Raw genomic sequence first — 25073 nt, forward strand, 5'->3', positions numbered from 1 at the left:
GAGCAGGATGAAATTCAGTGAACAATGGCTGCGTGGCTGGGTAAGCCCGCAGGCTTCGCGAGACGAGCTGGTTGCGCGTCTGTCGATGGCAGGTCTGGAAGTGGACAGCGTAACCCTGGCCTCAGGCGAGTTCAGCGGTGTGGTGGTCGGCGAGGTGCTGGCCACCGAGCAGCACCCGGACGCCGACAAGCTGCGCGTGTGCCAGGTGAGCGATGGCAATGAAACATTTCAGGTGGTCTGTGGTGCGCCGAACGTGCGCCCCGGCCTGAAGATTCCATTCGCCAAGATCGGTGCGCAACTGCCCGGTGACTTCAAGATCAAGAAAGCCAAACTGCGCGGCGTCGAGTCCAACGGCATGCTGTGCTCGCAGTCCGAGCTGCAGGTTGGCGAAGGTAATGACGGCTTGATGGAGCTGCCAGCCGATGCGCCGACCGGCGAAGACTTTCGGGTGTACCTGGGGCTGGACGATGCCAGCATCGAGGTCGACCTGACCCCCAACCGTGGTGACTGCCTGTCCCTGGCAGGTCTGGCCCGTGAAGTGGGTGCGCTGTATGCCGCGCCGGTCACTCGCCCGGTCATCGCCGCCGTCGCTCCGGTCAACGACGATGTGCGTCCGGTGGAAGTGCTTGCGCCGGCAGCTTGCCCGCGTTTTCTCGGCCGTGTAGTGCGCAATGTCGATCTGTCCAGGGCCACTCCGCTGTGGATGGTCGAGCGTCTGCGTCGCAGTGAAGTGCGCAGTATCGATGCCGCAGTGGACATCACCAACTACGTGATGATCGAGCTGGGCCAGCCGATGCATGCTTACGACCTGGCCGAAATCGACGGCGGCATCCGGGTACGCATGGCCGAGGAGGGCGAGAAGATCACCCTGCTCGACGGTCAGGAAGTCGCTCTGCGCAGCGATACCCTGGTCATTGCCGACCACGCGCGCCTGCTGGGCATCGCTGGCGTCATGGGCGGCGAGAACAGCGGCGTGACCGCCAAGACCCGCGATGTGTTTCTCGAGGCCGCGTTCTTCGAACCGATCTCGGTGGCAGGCAAGGCACGTTCGTATGGGCTGCACACCGACGCTTCCCATCGCTTCGAACGCGGTGTCGATTCGAACCTCGCCCGTGAAGCCATGGAGCGCGCGACCGCGTTGCTGCTGGACATCGCCGGCGGCGAACCGGGCCCGATCATTGAAAGCGTCAGACCGGAACACCTGCCACAGATCGCCCCGATCACCTTGCGTGCCGAGCGGGTCAGCCAGATGCTGGGGCTGGAGCTGGGCAGCAGCGAGATCGAAGCGCTGCTGACCGGTTTGGGTCTGGGCGTCGAGGCCAGTGGGGAAGGGCAGTGGTCGGTGGAAGTGCCGAGTCATCGCTTCGACATCAGTCTGGAAGTCGATCTGATCGAGGAGCTGGCTCGGCTCTACGGTTATAACCGTCTGCCGGTACGCTACCCACAGGCGCGTCTGGCGCCGCAGGCCAGCCCTGAAGCTCGCTCCGACCTGCCAGCCCTGCGTCGCCTGCTGGTCGCCCGTGGCTATCAGGAAGCGATCACCTACAGTTTCATCGATCCCAAGCTGTTCGAGCTGTTCAGCCCTGGCGTCGAGCCGTTGTTGCTTGCCAACCCGATCTCGACCGACATGGCGGCCATGCGCGCGTCCTTGTGGCCAGGTCTGGTCAAGGCCCTGCAGCACAACCTCAATCGCCAGCAGGACCGCGTGCGCCTGTTCGAAAGCGGCCTGCGCTTCGTTGGTCAACTGGACGGGTTGAAGCAGGAGCCCATGCTGGCTGGCGTCGTCTGCGGCAGTCGCCTGCCGGAAGGCTGGGCTCAGGGCCGCGAAACCGTAGACTTCTTCGACGTCAAGGCTGATGTGGAAGCCGTATTGGGCTTCGCCGGTGCGCTGGACGCCTTCACCTTCGTTCCGGGTCAGCACCCGGCGCTGCATCCAGGCCAGACCGCCCGTATCGAACGCGCTGGTCAGGAAGTAGGCTACCTGGGTGCCTTGCATCCGGAGCTGGTGAAGTCGTTGGGTCTGGACCGCGCCGTCTTCGTGTTCGAGCTGGTGCTTGCCGAAGTTTCCGAAGGTCGTCTGCCGAAATTCCAGGAGCTGTCGCGCTTCCCTGAAGTGCGTCGTGACCTGGCATTGCTGGCCGATCGTGATGTGGCTGCCAGTGCAGTAATGGAGGTCATTCGCGAGAACGCCGGGGAATGGCTCACCGACCTCAGGTTGTTTGACGTCTACCAGGGTAAAGGCATTGATCCTCATAGAAAAAGCCTCGCTGTTGGCTTGACCTGGCAGCATCCATCGCGCACTCTTAACGACGATGAGGTGAATACCACGACACAAGCCATCCTCACCTCGCTCGAACAAAGGTTGAACGCCACGTTAAGGAAGTAGCGCATGGGGGGCTTTGACGAAAGCTGAAATGGCGGAACGTCTTTATGAAGAGTTGGGCCTGAACAAGCGAGAGGCCAAGGAATTGGTCGAGCTGTTCTTCGAAGAAATCAGGCACGCTCTTGAAGACAACGAGCAGGTCAAATTGTCGGGTTTCGGCAATTTCGACCTTCGGGACAAACGCCAGCGGCCTGGCCGCAATCCGAAAACCGGTGAAGAAATCCCGATCACGGCTCGCCGCGTGGTCACCTTTCGTCCAGGGCAGAAACTGAAAGCCCGAGTTGAGGCCTATGCTGGAACCAAGTCATAACGACGAACTTCCGCCCATTCCCGGCAAGCGCTACTTCACCATCGGTGAAGTCAGCGACTTGTGTGCCGTAAAGCCTCATGTGCTGCGGTACTGGGAGCAGGAATTTCCTCAGCTCAACCCCGTGAAGCGTCGCGGGAACCGTCGGTATTACCAGCGCCAGGACGTGCTGATGATCCGCCAGATCCGTGCGCTGCTGTATGACCAGGGTTTCACCATCGGCGGTGCGCGTCTGCGTCTGTCCGGTGACGAAGCCAAGGATGACACCACGCAGTACAAGCAATTGATTCGCCAGACGATCTCCGAGCTCGAAGATGTTCTGAGTGTCCTGAAGAAGTGAATTTTTGGAAAAAAATACTTCCATAATTCAAATGCTTAAGGTATATTTCTCGACGTTCTCAGAGGTTCTGGAACAGCTTTACGCTCGGTCGGGGCGTAGCGCAGCCCGGTAGCGCACTTGCATGGGGTGCAAGGGGTCGAGTGTTCGAATCACTCCGTCCCGACCATTTATTCCTGAGTAAAATCAGACAGTTAAGCCACTTCTTGAAAGTGGCTTTTTTGTGCCTGCGTAAAACATGCGCAAAACTATCTCGCGATACCGCTGATATCCAAGTCTGCTTGGACCTCCGACCAGACCACGTTCGCATGGTGTCTCTGGTAGCTGCGCTTCATACTTCGTTAAATGACAGCCCAATCTTCACAGGTTGGGCTTTTTCATGCGTGGGGATTTTTTCGGGACATCATCCTCGGCCACCATGCGGATGGGATGCAATCGATCACAGCGTCTCCGAGCGCGGCCCGGATCTGTTTGAACCGAACCTTGTAGAGGTCGAGAGTGGCCTGGGCGAGCTCGCGCTGAGACAGGACTTTGGCCTCGTAGACTTGCCGATAACACCGTCAACACAGACGAAAAGCTCGAGCCGCCAGCAAGCAGCGCCACACAGACGGCCGACACTGCGAGCAGAGCTGCGGACAATGCTGGGGAAGCGCTCAACAGGGCGATTCAGTAGGGCGCCACAATTCCAAGCCTGCCATTGCGTGGCGCGGAGTGACCATTCCGAAATCCGACAGCTTCCACGGCTACCATGATGGTCGCGGGTATCGCCGAGTCTTCGTCAATGGCAATGAGGTAGGTCACGTCCGGTGGTGCAATACCAAGGCCGGTTTGGTGGTGTATAACCCGCAGCCGGCTCGCATCAAAAGCCAGAAGGCGACGAGACTTATATCCGGGTACTGTGCGGCTTGGATAAGCGGCGGTTTCCGGTCGATTCCGGGCCAAGGCCGCCGTTTCACCCGAATTGCCGAACGACCTTCGCTCCCGTGACGAAGTGGACCAAATTGCTCAGCAAAGACGCCACACGCGCTTCCGTAGGTCCGAACGGTGGCGGCCAGGTCGCTGCCGATCTCAACTACTATGATTGGCTCGAGCTCCAGCCGTAAGATCAAGCACTGGGTTCGGCCCGGGCCAAGCTGTTCCGATGCGGCGGGCTGACGCCCGAGCGGTTCTCCGAAGTGCAGCTTGATGAAAATTTCAAGCCGCTGATTCTGAATCAAATGAAAAAGCTAAAGCCTTTGGCGTTAGAAAAGCTAGTGTAAACGCATAAGTGTTTGATATGTATTGAATTTAAAGTGCTTGAATTGCCTATCTCGGATTGAAACCATAGCCCCAATCTCAACTGCGGTGAATCACCATGGACACGAAGACAATCAAGCTACGGACAAACGCTACTCGCGACTATATCCTTCTATCCGAGATTTTCGACTGGTTTGAGCCAGAAATCATCGGCGGGGTTAGCGCTTCTGAGCCAGCAGCCCGCACTGCTTATGTGATTTACGGGTGTATTGAGACCGTTGAAGAGTTCTTGCTCCGGGATAAGAAAATCTTCCAGCAAAGAAAGGGTCGCTTCGTCAGCCGGTTCTTGGACGACCACGGGCTCCTGTCCGGCGACTTGATAAAGATTGAGCGTCTGGCTCCCTACACTTACCGATTCATGCCTGGGTGACAGGCGATTATCCAGAACCCGCTCCGGCGGGTTTTTTTATGCCCGTCAGGCGGGCTGACTAAACCCAAGGGGGTGCAACACAGTGGCAGAAGAAAACATCATCGATCTGCAAAACCTCGAAATCAAGGCCGCCATCGAAAAAACCGCTGAGACATCGGTGGCTGGCTTGAAAACCAAAAACACCGAGCCGCTGAGCAAACTGAAGGACGCCTCCGGCAAACTGGCACAGTTCAAGAGCCAGTTCCAAGGCGTTGACATCGAGGCTGTGAATGGCCTGCTGAGCAAAGCCGGTCAAGACGAAGACACCAAACTGCTGACCGAAGGCTAGGTTGAAAAGATCTTCAATCGCCGCACTGAGCGCTTGCGTGGTGAATACACCAAGCAGCTTAAGGCGCTGTCTGATTGGGCCGAAAAGGCTGGATCCTTCGCCACCAAGTTCCAAGGTAAAGTCTTGGGCGACGCTGTCCGCGGTGCTGCATTGGAGGCTGGCGCGCTCACCGAGGCCACTCACGACATCAACCTGCGCGCCAAAGGCGTGTTCTCCCCGAATGCTGAGGGTGAAGCCGTTGCCTTAGACGAGGAGGTTTCGCCCATCCTAGGTAAAGACGGCAAGACTCCTCTGACCCCGCTTGAATGGGCGGAGTCCTTGCGCGAAAGCGCACCTCACCTATGGCTAAGGGCCTCGGGTACGAATGCCCCGAGCGGGGGTTACGGCCAGGCTGCACTGAAGTGCTTCGAAATGTCAGCCACGCAAAAGCGCAACTATCAGCGCAAACATAGCCAAACCGCATTCCCGCAATTGCCCAAGCAAAGAGGATCCACTATGGCTACACCTGTTAACAGCGATCTGATCATCTACAACAATGAGGCTCAGACCGCATACTTGGAACGCGTCCAAGACAACCTGGACATCTTCAACGAATCGTCCAACGGCGCGATCATCCTCGACAACCCGTGGATCGAAGGTAACTTCCGTAAGCGTGCTTTCTAAAAGCTGGCCGGCTCGCTGGATCACCGTGACGTCAACTCCGAAGCCAAGGTCGCCGCCAACAAAACCAGCGCGGGCGAGGCTGTGCGCATTAAGGCGCCTTGGGAGTACGGCCTCTACCAGACCATCGAAGAGGCGTTCAAGCGTCGCGGCCGTCCGGTGGAAGAGTTCTCAGATCATCGGTCAGGACGTGGCTGATGCAACACTGTAAGGCTTCGTGCAATACGCCATTGCAGCCCTGCGCCCCCATCGGCTGCAATGCCGCAATGGTTGTCGAAGCCAGCATTGAAACCGATGGCAAAATGGCGCTGACCCCTGGAATGCGCAAATTCGGCGGCAAGTTCGGCCGCATCGCGCTTTGGGTCATGCGCTCCCCGGCCTACTTCGACATTGTCGACGAAGCCATCATCAACAAGCCGTACGAATAAGCCGGTGTCGTGATCTATGGCGGCTTGCCTGGCACCCTCGGCAAGCCTGTGCTCGTGACTGACACGGCGCCGGTTGATGTGAGCTTCGGCCTGCTATTAGATGCCGTGTCCATCACCGAGCCCCAGGGTCCCGGCTTCCGCTCGTACGAAGTGAACGACGAAGAGAACCTGGGCATCGGTTATCGCGCTGAAGGCCTCCTTAAAATCGATGCGCTGGGCTACAGCTGGAAGGAAACCGCTGGCGGCGCTGGCAGCTGTCGGCTCGTCCGCGAACTGGGTCAAGCACTTCAACAGCGACAAGGTCACTGCCGGCGTGATGATCGAGCTCACCCAAGCTACCTCATAAGCCGCTCAAAGGCGCGGCCAGCAATGGCCGCCATGGAGATCATGGAACTCGTGTACAGCAACCGGAAAGCCGACTTCGATCCGAACAAGCGCTACCGCAACCCGGACCTCTTCGGTAACGTGGAGTGCGGCGTGACCAGGGTTACCATGGTTGGCAACTATCCCGAGATTGTCGATGCCGACAAGCCGGTCGAAATCGTCGTGGAAGTCGAAACCCGCAAGACCACGGTCAAGGGCAATGCGAAGGCCGTCGGGAGGGTTCCCACTAAGCCAGGCAAGGATCCGACCAAGCCTGATTTCAATGGTACCCAGAAAGACGGCATCAGCCACGAGCCGGTCTACGTTCCGAAGCTGGAATCGGACAAAATGGATCCTTATCACCCGCGACGGTTTACGATTCAGCGACTTCGCTGGCGATGAAGCCGCAGTCAAGCCTGAAGCTGACCGCCTGAACAATACCAAGGAATAAGCCATGTTCATCGTTGAAGACGGTAGCAGCGTATTGAATGCCGAAAGCTACGCCACTACAGAGAAATTGATCAGTTACGCCGGCAAGTTTGACATGATCATTCCTGCAGACCTGGGCGCGCAGGAGGCGTTGCTGCGCCGGCCATTGCCGGTGGCGCCAGCTCGGCCGAACGCAACGCAGTTTGCGGACTGCCTTCAGAATCACGGCTTGTTTGCTGTTAGGGTATAAAAAAATACTGGCCATGATACAAAAGTAGCTTGAATAGTTGGTTTTCGGTATATATATTGGCAGCTCACTACAGGAGTTTAGCCATGCTACCCAACCCAAAAAGCAGTAATTTTCCTTCTGCACTCCGCTCGGCACGTAAAGAGGCTGGCTTCACTCTGACTCAGTTGGCTGAAGAGGCTGGTATTTCTGGGGTGATGCCCGGTCGCTATGAGCGCGGCGAGTCGCAGCCGACAATGGGGACTTGGCAGGAGCTTAACAAGGCCCTTTTCGAGGTTGACGATGAGGAGGTCGAGGCGGAAGCCAAGAAGCAGGATATCGGCGAATCGTTGTCTGAATCTACTCTGGAGCAAATTCTGGAAGAGCTTAAAAGTCGCGGCTTCCGTACCGTGACGTTGTCCTATAGCTAATCATCAAGGCCAGCCGTTACGCTGGACTTGAACTTGGAGCCCTCATGGTCTTCTACAGTCGCGACCGGCTTGTAGTCTCAGTACAGACGACAAGAGAGGGGTGCGAAATGCTGAAGAATGTGATGGCTGCCATCGGTTTAGCCGTGGTGCTCAAAGCGAGCTTTGATCTGTATCTGAAGTACAAACAGATGGAGCAAGAGAATGATACCTGGCGCAAGTCGGCTTCCGACGGGGGGGTGATATGCTAGTCGCCTGGGTTCTTGATTGATTCAAAAGTCTTAAAGTTCGACGTCTGCTGTCCGATAACTTTCTGATGCGCCGTTGCCTTTCCAACGGCTTAATCAAGACACTGCCTGCGGACTTGCGCAAGCTTCTTTTGCAAGGCGGAAGAGCTCAAATCAATGGACTGGTGATTACAGTGTCCTCCAGAGACTATCTCTATCAGAAGTTACGGCCTGAGCTGTTGGCCGCCACCGAAGAACCCCCCGCCAAGACGGCGCCCGCATCGCGAAGCACATTGCCTCGCTTCACACTGGAGCGGGACGTAGTGCTTTCGCCGCAGGTCAAGCAACAGCTCGATGAAGCCTTGGTGAAAATTCACCACCATCACACCATCTACGTCACCTGGGGCTTCGCTGAGGTCGACCCTTGTGGCAGCGGCACGATCCTGAACTTTCACGGCGCGCCGGGTACGGGAAAGACGCTGACGGCCGAGGCATTTGCCGGAAGTATCGGCAAACGGCTTATCAGCGCCAGCATTGCCGACATTGAAAGCAAGTTCATGGGCGATACGTCAAAGAATATTGCGCAGTTGTTCACGTTGGCGCGTGCCGAAGACGCCGTATTGTTCCTGGACGAAGCTGACACGTTGCTGGGTAAACGTTTGTCTTCCGTCACCCAAGGCATTGATAACGAGGTCAATGCCATGCGCTCCACGCTGCTTATCGAGTTGGAGAAGCACACTGGCATCGTGATTTTTGCGACCAACTTCGCACGCAACTATGACAGCGCCTTTGTCAGCCGCATTTCTCAGCACATCCGTTTCGAGCTGCCTGGCGAAGATGAGCGTCGAGCGCTATGGGCACGCATGCTGGTACCGGGTATTCCCCTGGCAGAGGAGCGGGAAGGGGTGCTTGACGTCCTCGCCGCCGCGTCCGAGGGACTATCGGGTCGTGAAATACGCACCTGTTTGAGACTGGCTTTGCCCAAGCCCCTGCTGCCCCAAAACGCCGGTGTGCTGCAGCAGGCTCATCTTCAGGAAGCACTCGCTCAGCTACTGGCTGCGCGTCAAGACATTCACGCTTCGCGGCCCGAGGTTGATCTCGGCACTGTCGCGGCGAATCGTAAAGCATTGGGTATTCATCAAAGGAGTGATAGTTAATGGGCTGGTTTGATTCTCTCGTAAGTACGGTGAAAAACGTTGCGTCGTCTGCGTTTGGTGCCGTCAAGCAAATCGTTAGCAAAGCCGTCAAATGGCTCGCCGACGAAGCAGAAATTTTTGTAGGAGAAGTCAAGCGACTTTACCAGGTAGCCAAGCCTTACATTTCCAGCATGCGCGAGGGACTTCGAACGCTCGCAAACCATGTGCCGTGGCCATGGCTTAAGGCCTTGAGCCTTGGCTTGGAGCGTGCCTTGGCCGCGCTGGAGCACCTGGATACCCACCCGTTGGCAGCCAAAGTGCAGCAGGCCATCGACTGGGTGATTGAGCGTGCCCGTGAATGGCAGAAAAAATTGCTGGATGAGCAGGAGATCGCCGAAGCACAGGCGCGGGAGCGAGATTTGAACGCTGCCATGGCCAAAACCCAGGGAGCAGACCGCGAAGCACTCCAGGCGATTGCGTTGGCCAACCGCTATCACTTGGTCAAGGCATTGACTAATCGCCTCGTCGAAACAGAAGCGTTCGTGGATTTCGACCATTACCTGCGGGTTCGCGCCGTGCAGAAGCTGCTGCAAGTTTACGAAGAACAAATGACTCAGCTGGAAGACGTCGTGTCACTCTGCCAGGAGCCATTGTTCATTATCGACGTCGCTGCCCAACTGATCGAGGCACGGGCGGAATTGAGCGATGCTGACGTACAGCGCCTGGACGATATGACCGTCAAGCACTTCGGCAAGGCCGTGATTCCGTTTGTATTCGAGGAAATGATTCTGGTGTGGGGCCTGAGTTTGCAAAATGCTCAAGCAGCCTGGGAAGAACTCAATAAACGCGTGGTCAGGGACCGAGTGCTCAAGCGACGCCTGGAGCTGGAGGCAGAACTGGAACCACTGGAGTTGGAAGAGGCGCTGGTACTGGACGACCTACGCAAGCTGTTGCCACGTGACGAAGCTCAACTTGAAACGCTGGGTAACGAGACTCGTGCCAAGCGTAACTATGTGTTCGCAGCAGAAGGTTTTCTGCAACTGCTTGAGAAGAGCGAGGAGCAAATTGTGGCCGACGATCAGGAGTATTTGATCGACCACGGTGGCAAGGTTGGCGAGATTCTGGTGCGCTGTGCACAGAATGGCGAAAAATGGGAACGCTTGGAACCGGAGGAGAAATCGTTGATTGTCAGCTTCGCCAATATCTTCGAGGCCGACTGCAAGAAACGGACGGATGCGTTCAAAGTGATTGAGGTTGCGGCATGATTGGCGAAATCCTGCAGTTCTTGACCCCCTCGCTGAGCAACCCGCTGGAAGTGTTTTTTTTCAGCATCATCGCGTTCGGTCTGCTGCTGTCACTGATTACGTCACAGGTTTTTGGCCAACCGGCGAAGTGGGAAAAAAACTGGCGCGGTGGGGCTCGCATCAATGCGCTGGACATTGAGCACGGCTCAATTGGTGAGTTGAGCCACGCTGTCGCTTCAGGTTGGGAGCGCTTTGCTTCCAATATGCCGGGGTTGCTGCTGATCATTGGGCTTTTAGGCACGTTTCTGGGGCTGGGCCTGGCGCTGGACAAGGCCTCGACCATCCTTCAGGGGCATGATGACTCGCTCAACGCCATGAGCGGTTCCCTGACTCAGCTCACCGGCATGATGAAAGATTTAGGCACCAAGTTTAAAACCTCCACTTGGGGCATCATTGCCTTCATTTTGATCAAGCTGTGGGAGGCCGCGCCGTGGTCAGCGGAAAGCAAGCGCACGGACTGGTGCCTGGAGCACATGAAAGCAGAGATTGATTTGAGTCGAAAAGCCGAGCTTGCACGGCATGCCGAACGTGACGAAATGCACCTGGCTGCCCTGGAGAGTGTCGGTACCCGGCTGGTCGGGGCGTTCAATGCCCAAGGTCTGCTGGTGACCACAGAGCTCAAGCAGATTAAGGCGGTTGAGTTCAAGAACGGTAAACAGGCGGAGAGCCATTTCAACGCGGTAGATACCCGGCTTGCCGACCATCAGCAACAGCTCGGCGAGATCGCCAGATTCAGTGAAAACCTTGCACAAATTGCCGAGATGAGTACGCAGTTCAGCCGCTTGGTCAATGTCGAAGAAAGCCTCAAAGGTCTGCAGGCGGTCGAGACTCGACTAGGCGAAGTGGCAAACAGCACGAGGACGTCGAGTGAGTGCCTGCGAGGGTATGTAGAGGCCAAGACCGACAACCTGCAGCGCCAGGAGGCGGCAGTACAGTTAATGGGCGAATCTGCCACGTTACTTGCAGATTCGGCAGGACTGCTTAAAGGCAGCGTGCAGGTCATGCAGGAAAAACTGAGCGGTGCGATCGAGTCGCTCAATGAGGATTTCGCCGGGCACCTGGTAGAAATGAAGGCGAGCATGGATGGCAACATCACCAGGCTGGGCACCGTCATGGAGACTATCGAAGGGAGCCTGACCGGCACAATTACCACGATGAGCCGGGAGTTTACCCAGAACACCCAGGACATGGCTGCCAACCTGAAAGGCGCGACCGATAATATTTCCACTGCGGTCGATAGTTTGTCAGAGCATGTCGGCACGGTGGTCAAGCAAGTTCAGGGGACGATAGTAGACGCCAAGGATATGCAGAAGAAAACCAGCTCTCAGTTCTCGCAGACAAGCGCCACGCTTAACGAAGCGATCGCAACGATGAGCTCCAACATGGATGAGCTCGGCAAGAGCATTTCGGAGGGCTTGAAGGAGGCATCCAAAGCTGGACACAAGATGGATGCGGTGGCGAGCAAACTGGTGACTTTCCCGCAGCTCGCCGAGCAGTTGACTACGCTCAATGTGCAGTTCAAAACCATGACAGACCAAGGCGCTAAAACCCAGGAATCTCTGGAAGCGTTGCCGGCCAGGTTGGACCCTCTGGGAGCCAGCGTCAAACTGCTTGAGCAATTATGTGATTCGGCGCAACAGTTGCCTTCGGTTGTTCAGGACGTGAAGGCGCTTGCGGACTCGCATCGTCAAGGCCAACAAGCCATGAGCGCTTTGCCTGAAAAGCTGGCGGCCAATATCGACAACCAGTTTGCCAATCGCCTCCAGGTGCTCAGCGACGCTGCACAGTCGACAGTGACATTGCTTGGCCGACTCACGGTGGACTATGAACCTGCGCCTCCGAGTGGTTTGCAGACCAATAAAGCTCAGCCGGCGTAGTCGACCATGAAAGAAAAGCCCACCGAATGGATTTCCATCTCAGACCTCATGGCGGGAGTCATGGCGGTCGTGATGCTCATGCTTGTAGTTTCGGTTCTGCAGAACAAAGCGGCCGAAGCAGCAATGCAAGTCGAGAAGCAACAGTTGGAGGCGGCGCGTCAGGCAGAAAAAGCCCAAGGCGCGGCAACACAACAAACTCGTCTGAGCGCTTTGCTTGAGGCGATGCAGGAGGATCTGGCACACGGCGGTGAAGGGGGGCTGATCGATATCGATATCAAGAACCGGCGCCTGACGTTGCCTGATAACGCCTTCGGCCGCAGCAGCGCCTGTATTACCGACGAGGCCAAGCGTGCGCTGACGCAGTTGAGCGTTCGCGTCGCTACCTTCATCCACGATTACGACCAGGGCCAGGTATTGGTCGAGGGCCATACCGACAATGTGCCGGTAAGCCGACCGGTTACTGATTATGCGCGGTACTGCACGGTCTATGACGATAACTACACGCTCTCGGCTGCTCGGGCACGGGAAGCACGCAGGTTGTTGGTTTTGGCTCTGGACGAGCAGCAATCACTGCGAGTGATTGTGGCGGGTTACGGTGATTCCAGACCCAAACCTGGCCTGAACCCGGCGAGCGCAGAAAATCGGCGGGTGGAAGTTCAGTTGGTGGTGTCTCAGGAGGATCGCACGCTCGAAGGACGCTAATTTTTTTTTGCAGCATAGGCCGCGCCTGTAACGTGCCCATGAACAGAATTGTTGCCGACGGCCTGTTGCTTGGGGAGTCGGCAATGGTTACATGCAGCTGCAGCGGTTGGCGCTTCTACGTTTTCGACATCACCACTTTCAACGTCGCCGACGAACCGCGACATGCTCCATCTGCCGCACACAGGAACGTCGACAACAGTTGCGTTTTGTAATCAACGGGCAACTTCGCCATCGCCGCAATGAATTCGTCTTCATCTTGGTGGGGCTGTACCACCACAAAGCTGTGAGCCCGCCGACCGCTGAATTCATCCAGCATTGTGAGCTGCGGCGCGCTCTTGGCTAGCTTATATCTGTGCTGCAGCACTCCGTCAAAAAGCATGGCCATTCCAATTCCACAATCGATTCTTGCCGCAGATCAGGTCTTTCTTCAGGCCCGTCTTGGGCGTTGTCATGAGCTTTCTTGTCCTCCGGAGTCGGTCCCTAGGTGTAGCTACTTTGATAGCTACCTAGTTAGACCTGGCGCGTTGACGGCATAAAGTCATCGATGTGCTGACTCAAGGCTGGTTTGTCGAGCGATATTCAAGCCAAGGTGAGCGTTGCCCCCAAACTTGCTACTCAATGAGCAGACAGCGACGGACCTTTACCCCAAGTTCAAGCGCGAACCTGCCAGCCTGCTGCTTGACCAAGGCTTTAGCCACGCTGATGCAGCCTAGTCGCCAGAGTTGGTAGAGTCGGCCTTGCGCCAGTAGGTGAACCAGCTCCAGCAGAAACGAGCCGGTGCCACACCGCCCAGCAAAGCGCTGACACCTGACAGCAGAAAATCCAGGGACTGGAAGCCCGAATCAACCGCCTGGAACGAGAGAAATCGATTTGAAAAAGGCTACCGCGTTCTTGATGATCCGACGAACAAGAGCCATTGCGTTAGTCAATCAACTCCGCTCACAGGAGCCGGTTAATTTGTTGTGCTCGGTCTTTAAAGTCACTCGATCCGGCTACTAAGCGTACTGTTGCAGGAAATCAGGCACTTAAGCCACCTCCCGAAAGTGGCTTTTTTGTGTATGCACAAAACTATCTGGCGACTTTACCGATATCAAGGTGCAGCGTCGACCTCGGCCCTCCAGACACTCTCAAAACCTGTTCACCGGAATCTTCAAGCTGCACAACCCGCTTTCATCCGCAGGCGGAAGATTCCCGGCCCGGATGTTCACCTGTATCGCCGGCAACAACAGCGCTGGAACTGATAGGCTGGCATCACGTGCTGTGCGCATGCGCACGAACGACGCCAGATCCGACGCGTCGCTGACGTGGATGTTCTTCTCCCGCTGCTCGGCCACGGTGGTTGTCCAGCACGCCTCTCTGCCAGCGGGAGGGTAGTCGTGGCACATGTACAGTCGGGTTGGTGGAGGCAGGCTCAGCAGGCCTTTGATCGATCCGTACATTTGTTCGGCATCCCCGCCCGGAAAGTCGCATCGAGCGGTGCCTACATCAGGCATGAACAGCGTGTCGCCGACGAAGACATGTGAGTCGTCGACCTGATAGGCGATGTCTGCTGGCGTGTGTCCAGGTACATGCAGAACTTTCACCGGGATCGCGCCGATGTGAAACACCTCGTCCGCCTCGAACAGCCTGTCGAACTGCGAACCATCGGGCAGGAAGCTGGGTTCGAGGTTGTAGATGTCGCGAAACACTTTCTGCACCGCAGTGATCTGCGCACCGATGCCGATCTGGCCGCCGAGTGCATCCCTGAGGTAGGCACTGGCGGAGAGGTGATCCGCATGCGCGTGGGTTTCCAGCAGCCACTGCACCTGCAGCCGGTGCTCGTTCACGAACGCGATGATACGGTCTGCGTTGTCGGTGTGGATGCGTCCGGCCTTGGCATCGTAATCCAGCACCGGGTCCACAATCGCGCAAGGTCCTCCCGGAGCCTCGAAAACGACATAGCTCACGGTTGCCGTGGCGGTGTCGTAGGAACCTTCGATCTGCGCGGCCATTGTCAGCCTCCTTCAATGCACGTCATTACACTATATTGAAAGATATACTATCCAATCGTAGACTGTCGATCTTCCACTGTTGGGGCTTGCCATGTCTGCTCAATTGTCTGCCGAGGAAATCGGTCTGCTGCGCGATTCAGCCTCCAAGGCGTGTGCCTTGCTCAAGGCATTGGCCAACGAGGACCGTCTTTTGTTGCTGTGCCAATTGACTCAGGGCGAGCGCAACGTGGGAGAGCTGGAGGCATTGTCCGGGATCAGGCAGCCGACGTTGTCGCAGCAGTTGGGCGTGCTGCGTGACGAGGGCATGGTCAACACGCGCAGGATGGGTAAGTACATCTACTACTCGTTGGCCAGCTTCGAAGTGGTCTCGTTGATGCAAACGCTGTCGGGCCTGTACTGCGGCCAGGCGCTGAAGAAGTAAGCCTCTGCACCCTCATACAGCGTACATGCCTGGAGTTTGCAATGGAGCAAGTGGTAAAGCGTATAGATGCAGGGTTCTCGGTGGCGGGCCAGCTCGAGCCGGGTGATCTGCCGCAGGTGCGGGCGCAAGGCTTCGCCAGCGTGATCTGCAATCGTCCGGATCAAGAGGGTGGGGCGGAGCAACCCGATCATCTGGCCATGGAGCGCGCGGCCGTCGCGTCAGGGTTGGAATTTCACTATCTGCCTGTGGCCAGTTCTGGTGCCACCGAGGCGCAGGGTCAAGCGCTGAAGGCACTGCTGGAGCGGCTGCCCAAGCCCATTCTTGCCTACTGCCGTACCGGCAATCGATCCGCCAGGCTCTACGAGCTTGCAACCAAGGGCAGCCCCGAAACCCGGCAGTACGATGTCGTGATCATGGGCGGTGGTTCTGCCGGCATCGCTGCCGCGGCCAGTCTGCTCAAGCGGGATTCTTCGCTACGCGTTGCGATCGTCGAGCCCGCCAGCGAGCATTACTACCAACCCGCCTGGACGCTCGTGGGCGGGGGCGCCTACAACATCGATGACACCCTGCGTCCAATGGGCAGCGTCATTCCCCAGGGCGCACACTGGATCAAGGCGTCGGTATCGGCCTTCGCGCCCGGCCGTCAGCGTGTGTTGCTCAGCGATGGTACCGAGCTGGGTTACCAGCAGCTCATCGTCTGCCCTGGACTGCAGCTGGCCTGGGAGAAAATCGAGGGTCTCGAAGACACGCTTGGCAAGCATGGGGTGACCTCGAACTACCGACACGATCTGGCGCCCTACACCTGGGAACTGGTGCGCGCTCTGCGCAGCGGGAACGTCTTGTTCAGCCAGCCGGCGATGCCGATCAAATGTGCAGGTGCACCGCAGAAGGCGATGTACCTGTCCTGCGATCACTGGCGCAAGGAGGGCGTGCTGAAGTCGATTTCCGTGGAATTCAACCTGGCGGGGCCTGCGTTGTTCGGGGTTGCCACATTCGTCGCCCCGCTGATGAAGTACGTCGAAGCGTACGGCGCAGCACTGGCCTTTCAGTCCAATCTGGTCAAGGTCGACGGTCCCGGCAAAACCGCCTGGTTCGATGTCACGGACGCGCACGGCAATGTGACCCGTGTGCAGAAGCCTTTCGATGTCCTGCACGTCGTGCCACCCCAGCAAGCGCCGGATGTGATTCGCCGCAGCGAACTGGCCGACAAGGCAGGCTGGTTCGAGGTCGACCCGGCGACCTTGCAGCATCCGCGCTATCCGGAAATCTTCGCCGCAGGCGATGTCTGCGGCACCAGCAACGCCAAGACCGCTGCGGCAGCCCGCAAGCAGGTCGTGGTGGTTGCGGAGAATCTCATGGCACTGCGCAAAGGCCTTGAACCGCCTCGTCGTTACGACGGCTACGGGTCGTGTCCACTCACTGTCGAGAAGGGCAAGGTCATATTGGCCGAGTTCGGCTATGGCGGGAAACTGCTGCCGACGTTTCCCATGGACCCGACCATACCGCGCCGGTCGGCGTGGTTCCTCAAGGCGCGATTGCTGCCATGGTTCTATTGGAACGGCATGCTCAAGGGGCGCGAGTGGTTCACCGACTGCGCCTCGAAGTGAGCGGATGCTGACGTTCCTGCTGGGGGCCTGCGTGGGCCTGGTGCTGGGGCTCACCGGCGCAGGTGGTGGCATCCTGGCAATTCCAGCCCTGACCCTGGGGCTGGGTTGGTCGGTGACCCAGGCCACGCCCGTCGCCTTGCTCGCGGTCGGGAGCGCGGCGCTGATCGGCGCGATGCAGGGGCTGCGCCAAGGCCTGGTGCGCTACAAGGCGGCAGCCACCATGGCCGCCGCAGGCTGGTTGGTTGCGCCGCTGGGACTTTACGTCGCCGCGCTTGTCCCCGGCACAGCGCTGATGATCTTGTTCGCCGCAGTCATGCTGGTGGTGGCTTGTCGGATGTACCTGCAGGCCAGGGCTGACAACGAAGCGCAAGGCACGTTGCAGCGTAACTGCATGCTCGATCCAGCCACGGGTCGACTCGACTGGAATGCCCGCTGCCTGGCCACCCTGGCCTCGATTGGCGCAGCGTCGGGATTTCTGACCGGCCTGTTGGGCGTGGGGGGAGGGTTTCTCATCGTCCCCGCTTTTCGGAAGTTCAGCGATGTGCGCATGCACGGTGTGGTCGCCACCTCGTTGATGGTCGTCACGCTGGTCTCGCTGGGCACCTGGGGCCATCTGTTCAGCCAGGGTATGACGTTCTCCTCGTCAGGCGCTTTGTTCACTGCGGCAGCTCTGGTTGGAATGATTGGCGGTCGCCTTGCGGCGCCGAACCTGCCTGCACGGCTTTTGCAGCAAATGTTTTCTGTGCTCTGCGTCTGCGTGAGCCTGCTGATGCTGGGCAAGACTTTCTTTGCCATTGGATGAGCAGTCGAGACAGCTAATGCTGCAGTGCTGTCCGAAGGATGCCGCTCGTGCGGGCATGCGCCGGTGCATCATCCGACCCCTGCATGCTTGAAGGAAAAATCCCACAACGCAGGGTTCACATTTCCCGCAGCCCTCGTTATGCTTCCGCCTAATACTGGATATGCATACAGCTTAAGGGGGCGGTATGGTGGGGCACGTGGAGGCGGCGCACGAGGAGCGCCAAGGATTGACAGGGATGGAGCGCCTGAGCTTGCGCGTGTCCGAAATGATCAATCATCCGATCGCCCAACTTCAGCGATGGGTGACTATTGCCAGGCTGGACAGCGATGGCGACAGGGAGTGGGACGAGGTGCTGGGCATACTGGCCGATACCGACGAACTGGAGTTGTCGCACAATGATGACGGCAGCGTAACGGTCCGTTGGGAGGAGCCTGAAAAGAAAGGCAGGCCGGGCGTGGATGAATGGGAGCAGGATAGCCAGGTGGCAACGGATCCCTGGGCCTCCGACTCCAGATCGGCGCCATTCTGAATGTACAGATAGCACCTACCTTCATTATCGAGCTTCAGCCGCCCGTCAAACGGGCTGCCCATTCCACACGTACAACACCCGGGCCAGGATATGCGTATCGTCTACGCGGATTTCTTCCGGGTCGTGATGCTCGTTGTCCGAGATCATCTTGAAGCGATCCTTGCCTTTCTTCTGAAGACGCTTCACGTAGAGCATCTCATCGTGGGAGAAAAGGTAGATGCCGTCGCCGGTGAACTCGCGAATGGTCACATCCACCAGCAGGGGATCACGGTCCTTGATCGTCGGCGCCATCGACTGGCCCCAGCCGGTGATCATCTTCAGATGAAAGTGCTCCTTGAACCTGACCCCCATCTCGCGAAGGTGCTGCGGGCTGACCCTGATGTCCTGGAGCATTTCCGGGTATTCATGGGGGATCTGCCCGCCACCCATGGCGGCGCGCACGTCGTAATGGGCAATCCACACTTCATCCCCGACCTGGCCAGGGCGCGAAAAATCGACCGTGATGACGTTGTCTCCGTGCTCGGCAGTGGCAAGAATCCTTTGCTTCAAGCCTTCCGGCAGTTTGGAAGCGCGCGCCAGCATGTCCTTCACCAGCGCTATGGCCGAAGCCGGCTCGGCCTGTGCTGCCGAGTCCTGGGTCGCGGCAGCATCCAGTGGCGCATAGCCTCTCAATTGATCGGTGCTGATCCGAAAGTGATCGGCGATCGGCCGCACCTGGGTGTCGGTCGGGTTCTTGATTCCCTTTGGGCCGTTGGGCTTGAGTATTCGCGAGATCGTGGGCTGACCGACCTTCGTCAGGGCTGAAAGCCTGGCCTGGTTCAGTCCTTCGCGAGCCATCAGCTCGGCCAGGATTTTATCGATAGTTTTATGCATGAGTGCAATCGTCGCTTCAGGCGGTGCATACATCAAGGATGCACTCTGTTTACATATATGCACTAGTGCATTATTGTGTGCATATATTTACAGGGAGGCCCAGTAAATGGCCCGTATCCGCACCGTCAAACCCGAGTTCTGGTCGAGCGAGCAGGTCATGTCCTGCCGCCCATTGGCCCGTCTGCTGTTCATTGGTCTTTGGAATTTCTGCGACGACGGCGGCAACCATCCGCTGTCACCCAGGACGATCAAGGCGCTCGTGTTTCCCGGCGATGACATGACCAGCGATGAGGTCAGCGAACTGTTGGGCGAGCTGGAAGGCGCCCATCTGACGCGTCGCTACACCGTCGAGGGCAAGCAGTACTTGCATGTCATGGGCTGGAAGCACCAGAAGATCGAGAAAAAGAACTTCAGGCATCCGCCTTTTCCGGCGGCGCTCTACGACGAGTCGTCGAGCGATCGTCGACCGCTCGACGCCGGAAGGGAAGGGAATGGAACAGGAGAAGATCAACACAACTCGCTCGGCGCGCGCGGTGAACATCCCCCTGAATCAGTCGATCCCACAGCGGCTTGCCAGATGAGCCTCGAATGGAAGCCCGACCCGCGCTTGCTGGCCGCCTTCGCCAAACGCATGGGTCTGGCCGAGGCGCTGTTCACGCATGAGGCCATCGGTGCGTTCGTCTGTCACTACGCCGCCTCTGGCCGTTTCGAGACGCAGCTGGCCTGGGTGAGTCTGCTGGTGAAGTGGATCAAGCGCGATGCGGCCACCGGCGCGAGCGTCCATCCGTTCCCATTGCGCAAGGCCAGCGAGCCTGATTTCGATGACACTTCGTGGGCCGAAGGGCTGATGGTGAAGGCATGAAATCAGTGAATCAGTTGCTGGCATCCGCTCATAATCTGCCTGCGGTCGAGACGGTCCAGGCTGTGCCGGTTTCGGCCGAAACCACCGCAGTCGTCAATGCACTGTTTCGCAAGCTGCGCGGAATCTTCCCGGCCTGGCGCCAGGCGTGGCCATCGACCGAGGCACTGAACGCGGCGAAGGAAGAGTGGATCCAGGGGTTCGCAGCGCAGGGTATTCGTTCGCTGGAGCAGATCGAGTTCGGTATCCAGAACTGCCGCAAGGCGCAGAAGCCGTTCGCACCAAGCGTGGGTGAGTTCATCGCCATGTGCAGGCCAGGCCCCGAATGCCTGGGCATGCCGTCGGCGATGGAGGCGTGGATCGAAGTGCTGATGGGCACTTACAGCCATGAGGGCGTCCATCTGGCGGCCAGGGCCACCGGTTTGTTCGATCTGCGTGGGGCCAGGCCGGACGATAAAGGCCTGCGCCAGCGCTTCGACCGTCACTATGCGGTCATCCTGCTGCGCGCGCAGGCGGGCCGCCCCATGGAAGCCGTGATCCAGATTGACCAGAAGCGGCGCAAGACCGAGCTGCAGCGTGCTGATGAACACGCTGATCGTCAGGTGCAGGCGCGGATGATTCAGCAGGGTATTCCAGCGGACGGCGCCCAGGCCCGCGAGCTGCTGATGGCGACATTGGGCAAGCGGAACATTTCGTGATGACTGACTGCGGCGAATTCAAGGAGAGCACAGCATGATGCAACTCAACAGCGCCCGGGCAGCCTGGCACGACGCTTTCTATACCCCATGGGACCGCCAAGGTGCGCACTTCGAACAGATCGGCCGTCTGGGCTGCTCGGTGCAAAAGACCGCGAAATCGATCAACAGCCGGCACGCGATGCACCAGTCGATCTCTGCGCGGATCCAGCAGGCGATCGCAACACTGCCAGGTTATCTGCAGGCCTTTGGCAACCATCTGTACAGTCCGCTCAGCGATGTCGATGAGCAAGAAGAGGCGCAGGAGCGCGTGCTGCACATCGCTTACGCCGCCGGCCCGAAGATGACGGCGCGCAAGTTCGAGAAGGCACGGTATGTGGCTCAAGTGGTGCTGTTGCGCTACAAGCGTCTGAACCAGGGCGGGCAGGGGGAGGGGATCGACCCTCTACCAACAGTGGAGAAGATGCGCGAGTACATTCTGGAAACTTCAGGGGTGCGACTGGTGGGTGATCAGTGGGCCAGGGACTGGGGAAGTTTCGTCGAGCGCTGTTTTGATGCCTGCAACCAACTGGATAAGGCCGCGTTGGCGCCCGTTGCAAAAACAATCGCTGCCATGAAAGAAGTTGCTTGATCTTTTGTCGGCAGTCAGGCATCATTTCCCTATCTTGAGAACTTAGTCTTCAGAACCTGGCTCAAAGAAAATAATTTTAAAAACCCGACCCAGCGTCGGGTTTTTTTATGCCTTACAGAAACCTGAGAGCCCCGAATATTTCGGGGCTTTCGCGTTTCTGCACTTTGCAAAAACGAAAGGTCGCTTTCGCGGGTGATGCAACTCGCAAGGAACCCGCCTGCCCGTTCGCTACGTTTATTACGCCCAACAGCGGAGCGTGGCCAGAATAGAAGGAATCAGCAGATGTTGAAAGATTGCCGATGCGGTAAATGCAAACGACTGCTTGCCCGCATGGGCGAGTTCACTGAGCTCCAGATCAAATGTACCCGCTGCGGCACATTGAATCATGTGAAGGCCACGAGCCTCGAGCGATCGCCTGTGAGCGACACGAAAGCGGAATTCTCCGCATCAAACTCAACTCAAAGGTAACTTCACATGGCAACTTCTCCAATCGATCTTCACTGGTCCCTGACCACCCCCGAAGCTGACGGCAACTCGGCCAAGACCTACACGCCCTCGCAAGTAGCGGCCATCACCGGCAACAAGTACTTCGAGATCACCGACAGCTATCTGCGGTTCACGGCGCCGGTCAATGGTTTCACCACCGCACGATCCACCAAGACCCGTAGCGAGTTCCGGGAATACAAGCCCGGCACCAATCAGGAGTGGAACTGGGAAGCCTCCGGCGGCACCCATGCCATGGGTGCGTCGCTGGTCGTCAACCGTGTTCCCGACAAGGTAGACACGCGAGAAGGCTCGGTATACATCGGCCAGATCCATGTCGACAATGGCGAGAGCCCGCTTTTCAAATTCACCTACGAAAAAGAGCGCGCGCCTGCGACGACTTACAAGGTGGTGGCTTCCTTTCGTGCAGATCCGGACAAGGATCCTGTCAACAGTGATCTGTTCAAAGGCATCGCGAAGGGTGCCCGGATCCAGTACTACGTCAAAGTCAGTTCGACCGGGAAACTCACTGCTTATGTTCAGGTGGGCGAGGTGCGCGAGAACTTTGCCGGGGATCTGGCGCTGTGGCTGCAACAGAGCACGGCGCCGCTGTTCTACTTCAAGGCCGGTGTCTACAACAACTCCACTGCTACCAGCACCGTGGAGGACGCCAACCAATCCGAAGCGCTGTTTTATAAACTGACCACTACCCACGCCTGACGGTCTTGGAGGTCGCGGATGCTGCTGCCATAACGAAGGCATCCGCGACATCCTTGCGCAACAGCGAGCGTCACACCCAATTTCCGCGAGTCCGGGAGACAACGTGTCTCGACCGGCTCGCAACCCCATCAAACGCTTTTTTGGAAAGAGCGTTTGTATCCCACTTCAAACTTACCGGAGCACTTATGGACCCTAACGACCTCGGCCCGGGCACAGCCGCGTGGCTGGGCGGGACGGGCACCGTATTGCTGGGCGGATTTCTCTGGCTGCGCAAGTTCCTGTCCAGGGATGCCACCGATAGGGCAATGGACAAAGCCGATATCGATACCGTCCGCCGGCTCACGGAATTGCTCGACGCCGAACGCATGGCCCGCAGGGAATCCGACGCCCGCGCCGATCAATTCGCCAAGGAACGCAATGCACTCGCCGCTGCCGTGGGCCGCATGGAAGGCAAGATAGAGGCCCTCACCGGGCAGGTCGCTCAGCTCACGGACAAGGTCACTACGCAAAGTGCCGAGATCGCTCGACTGCGATCACAGCTCGGTGGCTCGGTTTGATAGACACAAGCGCAATGGCGCGTATCGCACCTCACCCCTCACATCTCCCATCCCGCCGCGTGCGGGCTTTTTTTCGTCTGGAGGAACACATGAAGACATCCGCAAAAGGCATTGCTCTGATCAAGTCCGCTGAAGGTTTGAAACTTGAGGCGTACCCGGACCCTGGCACTGGCGGGCCGCCCTGGACGATCGGATATGGCCGGACATTGGGCGTTACCCCTGACAGTGTCATCACCGAGGCCCAGGCTGAGCGAATGCTGGGCGAGGATCTCGTTCGATTCGAGCGGGCTGTGGAGCGGCGGGGGGTTGTGCCACTCGACCAAGGGCAATTCGATGCACTGGTGTCCTTCACCTACAACGTCGGCGAAGCCAGCTTTGCCGAATCGACACTGCTGCATCGGTTGAATGCGGGCGATACCGCTGGCGCAGCCGAGCAGTTCAGCCGGTGGGTGAGTGCCGGCGGGAAGGTCCTGCCGGGCCTGGTCAAGCGTCGCGCCGCCGAGCGCGCGCTGTTTCTGGGCATCACGTGATGTCAGGGGTAGCGCAAGTCCGGCTCGTCATCGTGCTAGGGCTGGGCGCCACCGCGCTGTATGGCGCCTACCGCCATGGGGTGACGGTGACCCATGCTGCCAGAGACGCACAGTGGGCGCAGGCCGTGGCCGCCCAGCAGGTCGAACAGGTGCGAGCCGTTCAGGCCGCTCGCGACGATGAGCAACGCTTCCAGCGCGAAGCCAATCAGGTAGGAATCGATGCAAGAAAGGAAATCGCTGCTGCCAATTCCGATGCTGTTGGCATCGATGCTTCTGCTGACCGCTTGCGCATCCAGGCCGGAAAGCTTGCCGCCAACGCTGGTACCTGCGCCAGCACTGCCGGCGCTGCCGACCGAGGCCCGTCAGCCGCCCGCGCCGCCCTGGTGCTCTCCCAATTGCTCGAGCGCGCTGATGCGCGAGCGGGAGACTTGGCGAAGGCTTATGACCGCGCCCGAATAGCCGGTCAGGCGTGCGAGCGTGCTTATGATGTGATCAGTGGACAGCGCGGCGGTCGAGCCCATGATGGCGCTGCTGCGCACGCTGATGAGTGAAGGCACTCCTGGCGCCAGCTGTCGGGTGCGCAGAACGGTCAGTCCTTCAAATCCCCACCAGGCTCAACACCGCCCGAGCGAATTCATCCGGTGCCTCCTGCGGGACGTTGTGGCCCACGCCTTCGAGAATCGTCCGACGAACAGGGCCGCTGAATCGTCGTAGCGCCTGCTGCTCATCCTGAACCGGAGTGACACCGTCGCTGGCACCGGCCAGGATGACCGTCGGCACGGCGATGACCGGTTGCTTCGCCAGTCTCTGTTCGATGGCTGCGTACTGCGGATCGCCGTCGACCAGTCCGAAGCGATGGCGATAGGAGTGCGTGACCACGTCGACGAAGTCGGTGGTGTGTAACGACTGCGCCGAGGCCGAAAACACCTCGTCGGTGAATGCCCAGGTCGGCGACCATAGTCGCCACAGCAGCTTGCAGAAGGCATGCCGATCGGCTTCAAGGCCGGCGTAGCCACGGGCGCCGTGCAGGTAGTACTGATACCACAAGCGATGCTCGGCTTCCGGGGCGGCGGGGCGGGTCGCATGGGCAATGTCCTGGATGTTGTAGCCCGGCTCGCAACTGACCAGTCCCGCGACGCGCTCGGGCCACAGGGCGGACACCACGCACGCTGCGCGGCCACCCCAGTCGTAGCCGGCAAGCACGGCCTGGGGAATCTGCAATGCATCCAGCAGTGCCAGCAGGTCCGCACCCAAGGCCGCCTGCTCACCGGAGCGAGGCGTGCTGGCGGCGATGAACTGCGTGCCCCCGTATCCGCGCAGGTAGGGGACGATGCATCGGCAACCGGCGGCGATGATCCGTTCGGCCACCGCGTCGTAGGCGCGGATGTCGTAGGGGAAGCCATGCAACAGCACGACCGCAGGCCCATCGGCTGGGCCAAGGTCCCGGTACGCGACGTTGAGCACGCCTGCTTGAATCATTTTCACTGGCTCATCCTCCTGTGGGTGATGAGGCTGTGACAACGGCGGGACCAGCGCATTACCGTCCAGAATGGCGATGCAGGCACGAAGTCAGC

28 protein-coding genes, 1 tRNA gene and 4 pseudogenes are annotated in these 25073 nt (G+C 58.6%); 29 read left to right on the forward strand and 4 right to left on the reverse strand.

Annotated features, from left to right (window positions below):
- The first annotated feature begins 7 nt into the window (after window positions 1-7).
- The 16 genes and pseudogenes from pheT (at window position 8) to AC788_RS03235 (ending at window position 12801) form a co-directional block, all read left to right on the forward strand.
- Window positions 8-2386 carry a phenylalanine--tRNA ligase subunit beta gene (pheT, locus tag AC788_RS03160; protein ID WP_049859169.1) on the forward strand — a complete coding sequence of 793 codons (2379 nt, stop codon included), beginning with the start codon at window positions 8-10 and terminating at the stop codon, window positions 2384-2386.
- A gap of 13 nt (window positions 2387-2399) precedes the next feature.
- Window positions 2400-2693 carry an integration host factor subunit alpha gene (gene ihfA / locus AC788_RS03165; RefSeq protein WP_256596220.1) on the forward strand — a complete coding sequence of 98 codons (294 nt, stop codon included), beginning with the start codon at window positions 2400-2402 and terminating at the stop codon, window positions 2691-2693.
- Window positions 2674-3030 carry a MerR family transcriptional regulator gene (locus tag AC788_RS03170; protein ID WP_043188397.1) on the forward strand — a complete coding sequence of 119 codons (357 nt, stop codon included), beginning with the start codon at window positions 2674-2676 and terminating at the stop codon, window positions 3028-3030. The genes ihfA and AC788_RS03170 overlap by 20 nt, the downstream gene beginning before the upstream one ends.
- A gap of 89 nt (window positions 3031-3119) precedes the next feature.
- A tRNA-Pro gene (locus tag AC788_RS03175) sits at window positions 3120-3196 on the forward strand.
- 736 nt (window positions 3197-3932) lie between these two features.
- A pseudogene (locus tag AC788_RS21925) lies at window positions 3933-4286 on the forward strand (phage head morphogenesis protein); the annotation flags it as partial.
- A 95-nt stretch (window positions 4287-4381) separates the two neighbouring features.
- Complete coding sequence (locus AC788_RS03185; RefSeq protein WP_049859171.1) at window positions 4382-4693, forward strand: hypothetical protein; 312 nt, start codon at window positions 4382-4384, stop codon at window positions 4691-4693.
- Between the two features lie 82 nt (window positions 4694-4775).
- Window positions 4776-5501 (forward strand): annotated as a pseudogene (locus AC788_RS22135) (hypothetical protein); the annotation flags it as partial.
- Between the two features lie 15 nt (window positions 5502-5516).
- Window positions 5517-6455, forward strand: a pseudogene (locus AC788_RS03195) (major capsid protein).
- Window positions 6456-6478: 23 nt separating this feature from the next.
- Complete coding sequence (locus AC788_RS03200; protein WP_236690451.1) at window positions 6479-6874, forward strand: CTP synthase; 396 nt, start codon at window positions 6479-6481, stop codon at window positions 6872-6874.
- 52 nt (window positions 6875-6926) lie between these two features.
- Entirely contained in the window at window positions 6927-7151 is a 225-nt protein-coding gene (locus tag AC788_RS03205; RefSeq protein WP_049859172.1) for a DnaT-like ssDNA-binding protein, read from the forward strand.
- An 83-nt stretch (window positions 7152-7234) separates the two neighbouring features.
- Window positions 7235-7558 carry a helix-turn-helix domain-containing protein gene (locus AC788_RS03210; RefSeq protein WP_049859173.1) on the forward strand — a complete coding sequence of 108 codons (324 nt, stop codon included), beginning with the start codon at window positions 7235-7237 and terminating at the stop codon, window positions 7556-7558.
- Between the two features lie 107 nt (window positions 7559-7665).
- A complete protein-coding gene (locus AC788_RS21820; protein WP_177327940.1) occupies window positions 7666-7806 on the forward strand; it encodes a hypothetical protein in 141 nt (46 codons plus the stop codon).
- 65 nt (window positions 7807-7871) lie between these two features.
- Window positions 7872-8939, forward strand: a complete 1068-nt coding sequence (locus AC788_RS03220) for an ATP-binding protein (protein WP_236690452.1) — start codon at window positions 7872-7874, stop codon at window positions 8937-8939.
- A complete protein-coding gene (locus AC788_RS03225) occupies window positions 8939-10183 on the forward strand; it encodes a hypothetical protein (protein ID WP_049859175.1) in 1245 nt (414 codons plus the stop codon). Before AC788_RS03220 ends, AC788_RS03225 begins: the two co-directional genes overlap by 1 nt.
- Window positions 10180-12099 (forward strand): hypothetical protein, encoded by a 1920-nt coding sequence (locus AC788_RS03230; protein ID WP_049859176.1) that lies wholly within the window; start codon window positions 10180-10182, stop codon window positions 12097-12099. The genes AC788_RS03225 and AC788_RS03230 overlap by 4 nt, the downstream gene beginning before the upstream one ends.
- A 6-nt stretch (window positions 12100-12105) precedes the next feature.
- Window positions 12106-12801, forward strand: coding sequence for an OmpA/MotB family protein (locus tag AC788_RS03235; RefSeq protein ID WP_049859177.1), 696 nt, complete (start codon window positions 12106-12108; stop codon window positions 12799-12801).
- Between the two features lie 115 nt (window positions 12802-12916).
- Here the strand turns inward: AC788_RS03235 and AC788_RS03240 are convergent, their stop codons facing one another.
- A complete protein-coding gene (locus tag AC788_RS03240) occupies window positions 12917-13186 on the reverse strand; it encodes a hypothetical protein (protein ID WP_049859178.1) in 270 nt (89 codons plus the stop codon).
- A 233-nt stretch (window positions 13187-13419) separates the two neighbouring features.
- On the opposite strand from AC788_RS03240, the pseudogene AC788_RS21935 reads away from it, so the two are divergent.
- Window positions 13420-13797: pseudogene (locus AC788_RS21935) on the forward strand (transposase); the annotation flags it as partial.
- 131 nt (window positions 13798-13928) lie between these two features.
- Here AC788_RS21935 and AC788_RS03245 read toward each other — a convergent pair.
- A complete protein-coding gene (locus AC788_RS03245; protein ID WP_049859179.1) occupies window positions 13929-14792 on the reverse strand; it encodes an MBL fold metallo-hydrolase in 864 nt (287 codons plus the stop codon).
- 91 nt (window positions 14793-14883) lie between these two features.
- Between AC788_RS03245 and AC788_RS03250 the strand changes: the two genes are divergently transcribed.
- The 4 genes from AC788_RS03250 to AC788_RS03265 all read left to right on the forward strand — a co-directional run bounded on the left by AC788_RS03250 (window position 14884) and on the right by AC788_RS03265 (window position 18151).
- Complete coding sequence (locus AC788_RS03250) at window positions 14884-15213, forward strand: ArsR/SmtB family transcription factor (RefSeq protein WP_049859180.1); 330 nt, start codon at window positions 14884-14886, stop codon at window positions 15211-15213.
- A gap of 41 nt (window positions 15214-15254) precedes the next feature.
- On the forward strand, window positions 15255-16820 hold the full coding sequence (locus AC788_RS03255; protein WP_082223551.1) for a bifunctional protein tyrosine phosphatase family protein/NAD(P)/FAD-dependent oxidoreductase: 1566 nt from the start codon (window positions 15255-15257) through the stop codon (window positions 16818-16820).
- Between the two features lie 4 nt (window positions 16821-16824).
- Window positions 16825-17622, forward strand: coding sequence for a sulfite exporter TauE/SafE family protein (locus AC788_RS03260; protein ID WP_049859181.1), 798 nt, complete (start codon window positions 16825-16827; stop codon window positions 17620-17622).
- 184 nt (window positions 17623-17806) lie between these two features.
- A complete protein-coding gene (locus AC788_RS03265) occupies window positions 17807-18151 on the forward strand; it encodes a DUF1654 domain-containing protein (RefSeq protein WP_049859182.1) in 345 nt (114 codons plus the stop codon).
- A 45-nt stretch (window positions 18152-18196) separates the two neighbouring features.
- Here the strand turns inward: AC788_RS03265 and AC788_RS03270 are convergent, their stop codons facing one another.
- Window positions 18197-19024, reverse strand: a complete 828-nt coding sequence (locus AC788_RS03270) for an XRE family transcriptional regulator (RefSeq protein ID WP_049859781.1) — start codon at window positions 19022-19024, stop codon at window positions 18197-18199.
- 106 nt (window positions 19025-19130) lie between these two features.
- Here AC788_RS03270 and AC788_RS03275 point away from each other — a divergent pair, with 106 nt between their 5' ends.
- The 8 genes from AC788_RS03275 (at window position 19131) to AC788_RS03305 (ending at window position 24050) form a co-directional block, all read left to right on the forward strand.
- Entirely contained in the window at window positions 19131-19886 is a 756-nt protein-coding gene (locus AC788_RS03275; RefSeq protein ID WP_049859183.1) for a DnaT-like ssDNA-binding domain-containing protein, read from the forward strand.
- On the forward strand, window positions 19883-20581 hold the full coding sequence (locus AC788_RS03280; RefSeq protein WP_049859184.1) for a replication protein P: 699 nt from the start codon (window positions 19883-19885) through the stop codon (window positions 20579-20581). The genes AC788_RS03275 and AC788_RS03280 overlap by 4 nt, the downstream gene beginning before the upstream one ends.
- Before the next feature lie 34 nt (window positions 20582-20615).
- On the forward strand, window positions 20616-21209 hold the full coding sequence (locus AC788_RS03285) for a hypothetical protein (protein ID WP_236690453.1): 594 nt from the start codon (window positions 20616-20618) through the stop codon (window positions 21207-21209).
- 282 nt (window positions 21210-21491) lie between these two features.
- Window positions 21492-21677 carry a Com family DNA-binding transcriptional regulator gene (locus AC788_RS21215; RefSeq protein ID WP_082223552.1) on the forward strand — a complete coding sequence of 62 codons (186 nt, stop codon included), beginning with the start codon at window positions 21492-21494 and terminating at the stop codon, window positions 21675-21677.
- A 6-nt stretch (window positions 21678-21683) separates the two neighbouring features.
- Window positions 21684-22412, forward strand: coding sequence for a polysaccharide lyase family 7 protein (locus AC788_RS03290; protein ID WP_049859185.1), 729 nt, complete (start codon window positions 21684-21686; stop codon window positions 22410-22412).
- Between the two features lie 185 nt (window positions 22413-22597).
- Window positions 22598-22969, forward strand: a complete 372-nt coding sequence (locus AC788_RS03295; RefSeq protein ID WP_049859186.1) for a chemotaxis protein — start codon at window positions 22598-22600, stop codon at window positions 22967-22969.
- Between the two features lie 89 nt (window positions 22970-23058).
- Complete coding sequence (locus tag AC788_RS03300) at window positions 23059-23499, forward strand: lysozyme (protein ID WP_049859187.1); 441 nt, start codon at window positions 23059-23061, stop codon at window positions 23497-23499.
- On the forward strand, window positions 23499-24050 hold the full coding sequence (locus AC788_RS03305; RefSeq protein WP_049859188.1) for a DUF2514 family protein: 552 nt from the start codon (window positions 23499-23501) through the stop codon (window positions 24048-24050). Before AC788_RS03300 ends, AC788_RS03305 begins: the two co-directional genes overlap by 1 nt.
- 46 nt (window positions 24051-24096) lie before the next feature.
- Here the strand turns inward: AC788_RS03305 and AC788_RS03310 are convergent, their stop codons facing one another.
- Window positions 24097-24978 (reverse strand): alpha/beta fold hydrolase, encoded by an 882-nt coding sequence (locus tag AC788_RS03310; protein ID WP_201777931.1) that lies wholly within the window; start codon window positions 24976-24978, stop codon window positions 24097-24099.
- Window positions 24979-25073: the final 95 nt, after the last annotated feature.

Source organism: Pseudomonas sp. RIT-PI-a (assembly GCF_001187875.1).
Lineage (GTDB): Bacteria > Pseudomonadota > Gammaproteobacteria > Pseudomonadales > Pseudomonadaceae > Aquipseudomonas > Aquipseudomonas coleopterorum.

Bases quoted from the DNA above. Each gene is read 5' to 3' on its own strand.
- AC788_RS03230 (WP_049859176.1), top strand. From the start codon at position 10,180: ATGATTGGCGAAATCCTGCAGTTCTTGACCCCCTCGCTGAGCAACCCG.
- AC788_RS03185 (WP_049859171.1), top strand. From the start codon at position 4,382: ATGGACACGAAGACAATCAAGCTACGGACAAACGCTACTCGCGACTAT.
- AC788_RS03265 (WP_049859182.1), top strand. From the start codon at position 17,807: ATGGTGGGGCACGTGGAGGCGGCGCACGAGGAGCGCCAAGGATTGACA.
- AC788_RS03310 (WP_201777931.1), bottom strand. From the start codon at position 24,978: ATGATTCAAGCAGGCGTGCTCAACGTCGCGTACCGGGACCTTGGCCCA.
- pheT (WP_049859169.1), top strand. From the start codon at position 8: ATGAAATTCAGTGAACAATGGCTGCGTGGCTGGGTAAGCCCGCAGGCT.
- AC788_RS03225 (WP_049859175.1), top strand. From the start codon at position 8,939: ATGGGCTGGTTTGATTCTCTCGTAAGTACGGTGAAAAACGTTGCGTCG.
- AC788_RS03260 (WP_049859181.1), top strand. From the start codon at position 16,825: ATGCTGACGTTCCTGCTGGGGGCCTGCGTGGGCCTGGTGCTGGGGCTC.
- AC788_RS03205 (WP_049859172.1), top strand. From the start codon at position 6,927: ATGTTCATCGTTGAAGACGGTAGCAGCGTATTGAATGCCGAAAGCTAC.
- AC788_RS03245 (WP_049859179.1), bottom strand. From the start codon at position 14,792: ATGGCCGCGCAGATCGAAGGTTCCTACGACACCGCCACGGCAACCGTG.
- AC788_RS21215 (WP_082223552.1), top strand. From the start codon at position 21,492: ATGTTGAAAGATTGCCGATGCGGTAAATGCAAACGACTGCTTGCCCGC.
- AC788_RS03280 (WP_049859184.1), top strand. From the start codon at position 19,883: ATGAAATCAGTGAATCAGTTGCTGGCATCCGCTCATAATCTGCCTGCG.
- AC788_RS03235 (WP_049859177.1), top strand. From the start codon at position 12,106: ATGAAAGAAAAGCCCACCGAATGGATTTCCATCTCAGACCTCATGGCG.
- AC788_RS03255 (WP_082223551.1), top strand. From the start codon at position 15,255: ATGGAGCAAGTGGTAAAGCGTATAGATGCAGGGTTCTCGGTGGCGGGC.
- AC788_RS03295 (WP_049859186.1), top strand. From the start codon at position 22,598: ATGGACCCTAACGACCTCGGCCCGGGCACAGCCGCGTGGCTGGGCGGG.
- AC788_RS03210 (WP_049859173.1), top strand. From the start codon at position 7,235: ATGCTACCCAACCCAAAAAGCAGTAATTTTCCTTCTGCACTCCGCTCG.
- AC788_RS03290 (WP_049859185.1), top strand. From the start codon at position 21,684: ATGGCAACTTCTCCAATCGATCTTCACTGGTCCCTGACCACCCCCGAA.
- AC788_RS03170 (WP_043188397.1), top strand. From the start codon at position 2,674: ATGCTGGAACCAAGTCATAACGACGAACTTCCGCCCATTCCCGGCAAG.
- AC788_RS03200 (WP_236690451.1), top strand. From the start codon at position 6,479: ATGGCCGCCATGGAGATCATGGAACTCGTGTACAGCAACCGGAAAGCC.
- AC788_RS03250 (WP_049859180.1), top strand. From the start codon at position 14,884: ATGTCTGCTCAATTGTCTGCCGAGGAAATCGGTCTGCTGCGCGATTCA.
- AC788_RS03300 (WP_049859187.1), top strand. From the start codon at position 23,059: ATGAAGACATCCGCAAAAGGCATTGCTCTGATCAAGTCCGCTGAAGGT.
- AC788_RS03285 (WP_236690453.1), top strand. From the start codon at position 20,616: ATGATGCAACTCAACAGCGCCCGGGCAGCCTGGCACGACGCTTTCTAT.
- AC788_RS03220 (WP_236690452.1), top strand. From the start codon at position 7,872: ATGCGCCGTTGCCTTTCCAACGGCTTAATCAAGACACTGCCTGCGGAC.
- AC788_RS03270 (WP_049859781.1), bottom strand. From the start codon at position 19,024: ATGCATAAAACTATCGATAAAATCCTGGCCGAGCTGATGGCTCGCGAA.
- AC788_RS03305 (WP_049859188.1), top strand. From the start codon at position 23,499: ATGTCAGGGGTAGCGCAAGTCCGGCTCGTCATCGTGCTAGGGCTGGGC.
- AC788_RS21820 (WP_177327940.1), top strand. From the start codon at position 7,666: ATGCTGAAGAATGTGATGGCTGCCATCGGTTTAGCCGTGGTGCTCAAA.
- AC788_RS03275 (WP_049859183.1), top strand. From the start codon at position 19,131: ATGGCCCGTATCCGCACCGTCAAACCCGAGTTCTGGTCGAGCGAGCAG.
- AC788_RS03240 (WP_049859178.1), bottom strand. From the start codon at position 13,186: ATGGCCATGCTTTTTGACGGAGTGCTGCAGCACAGATATAAGCTAGCC.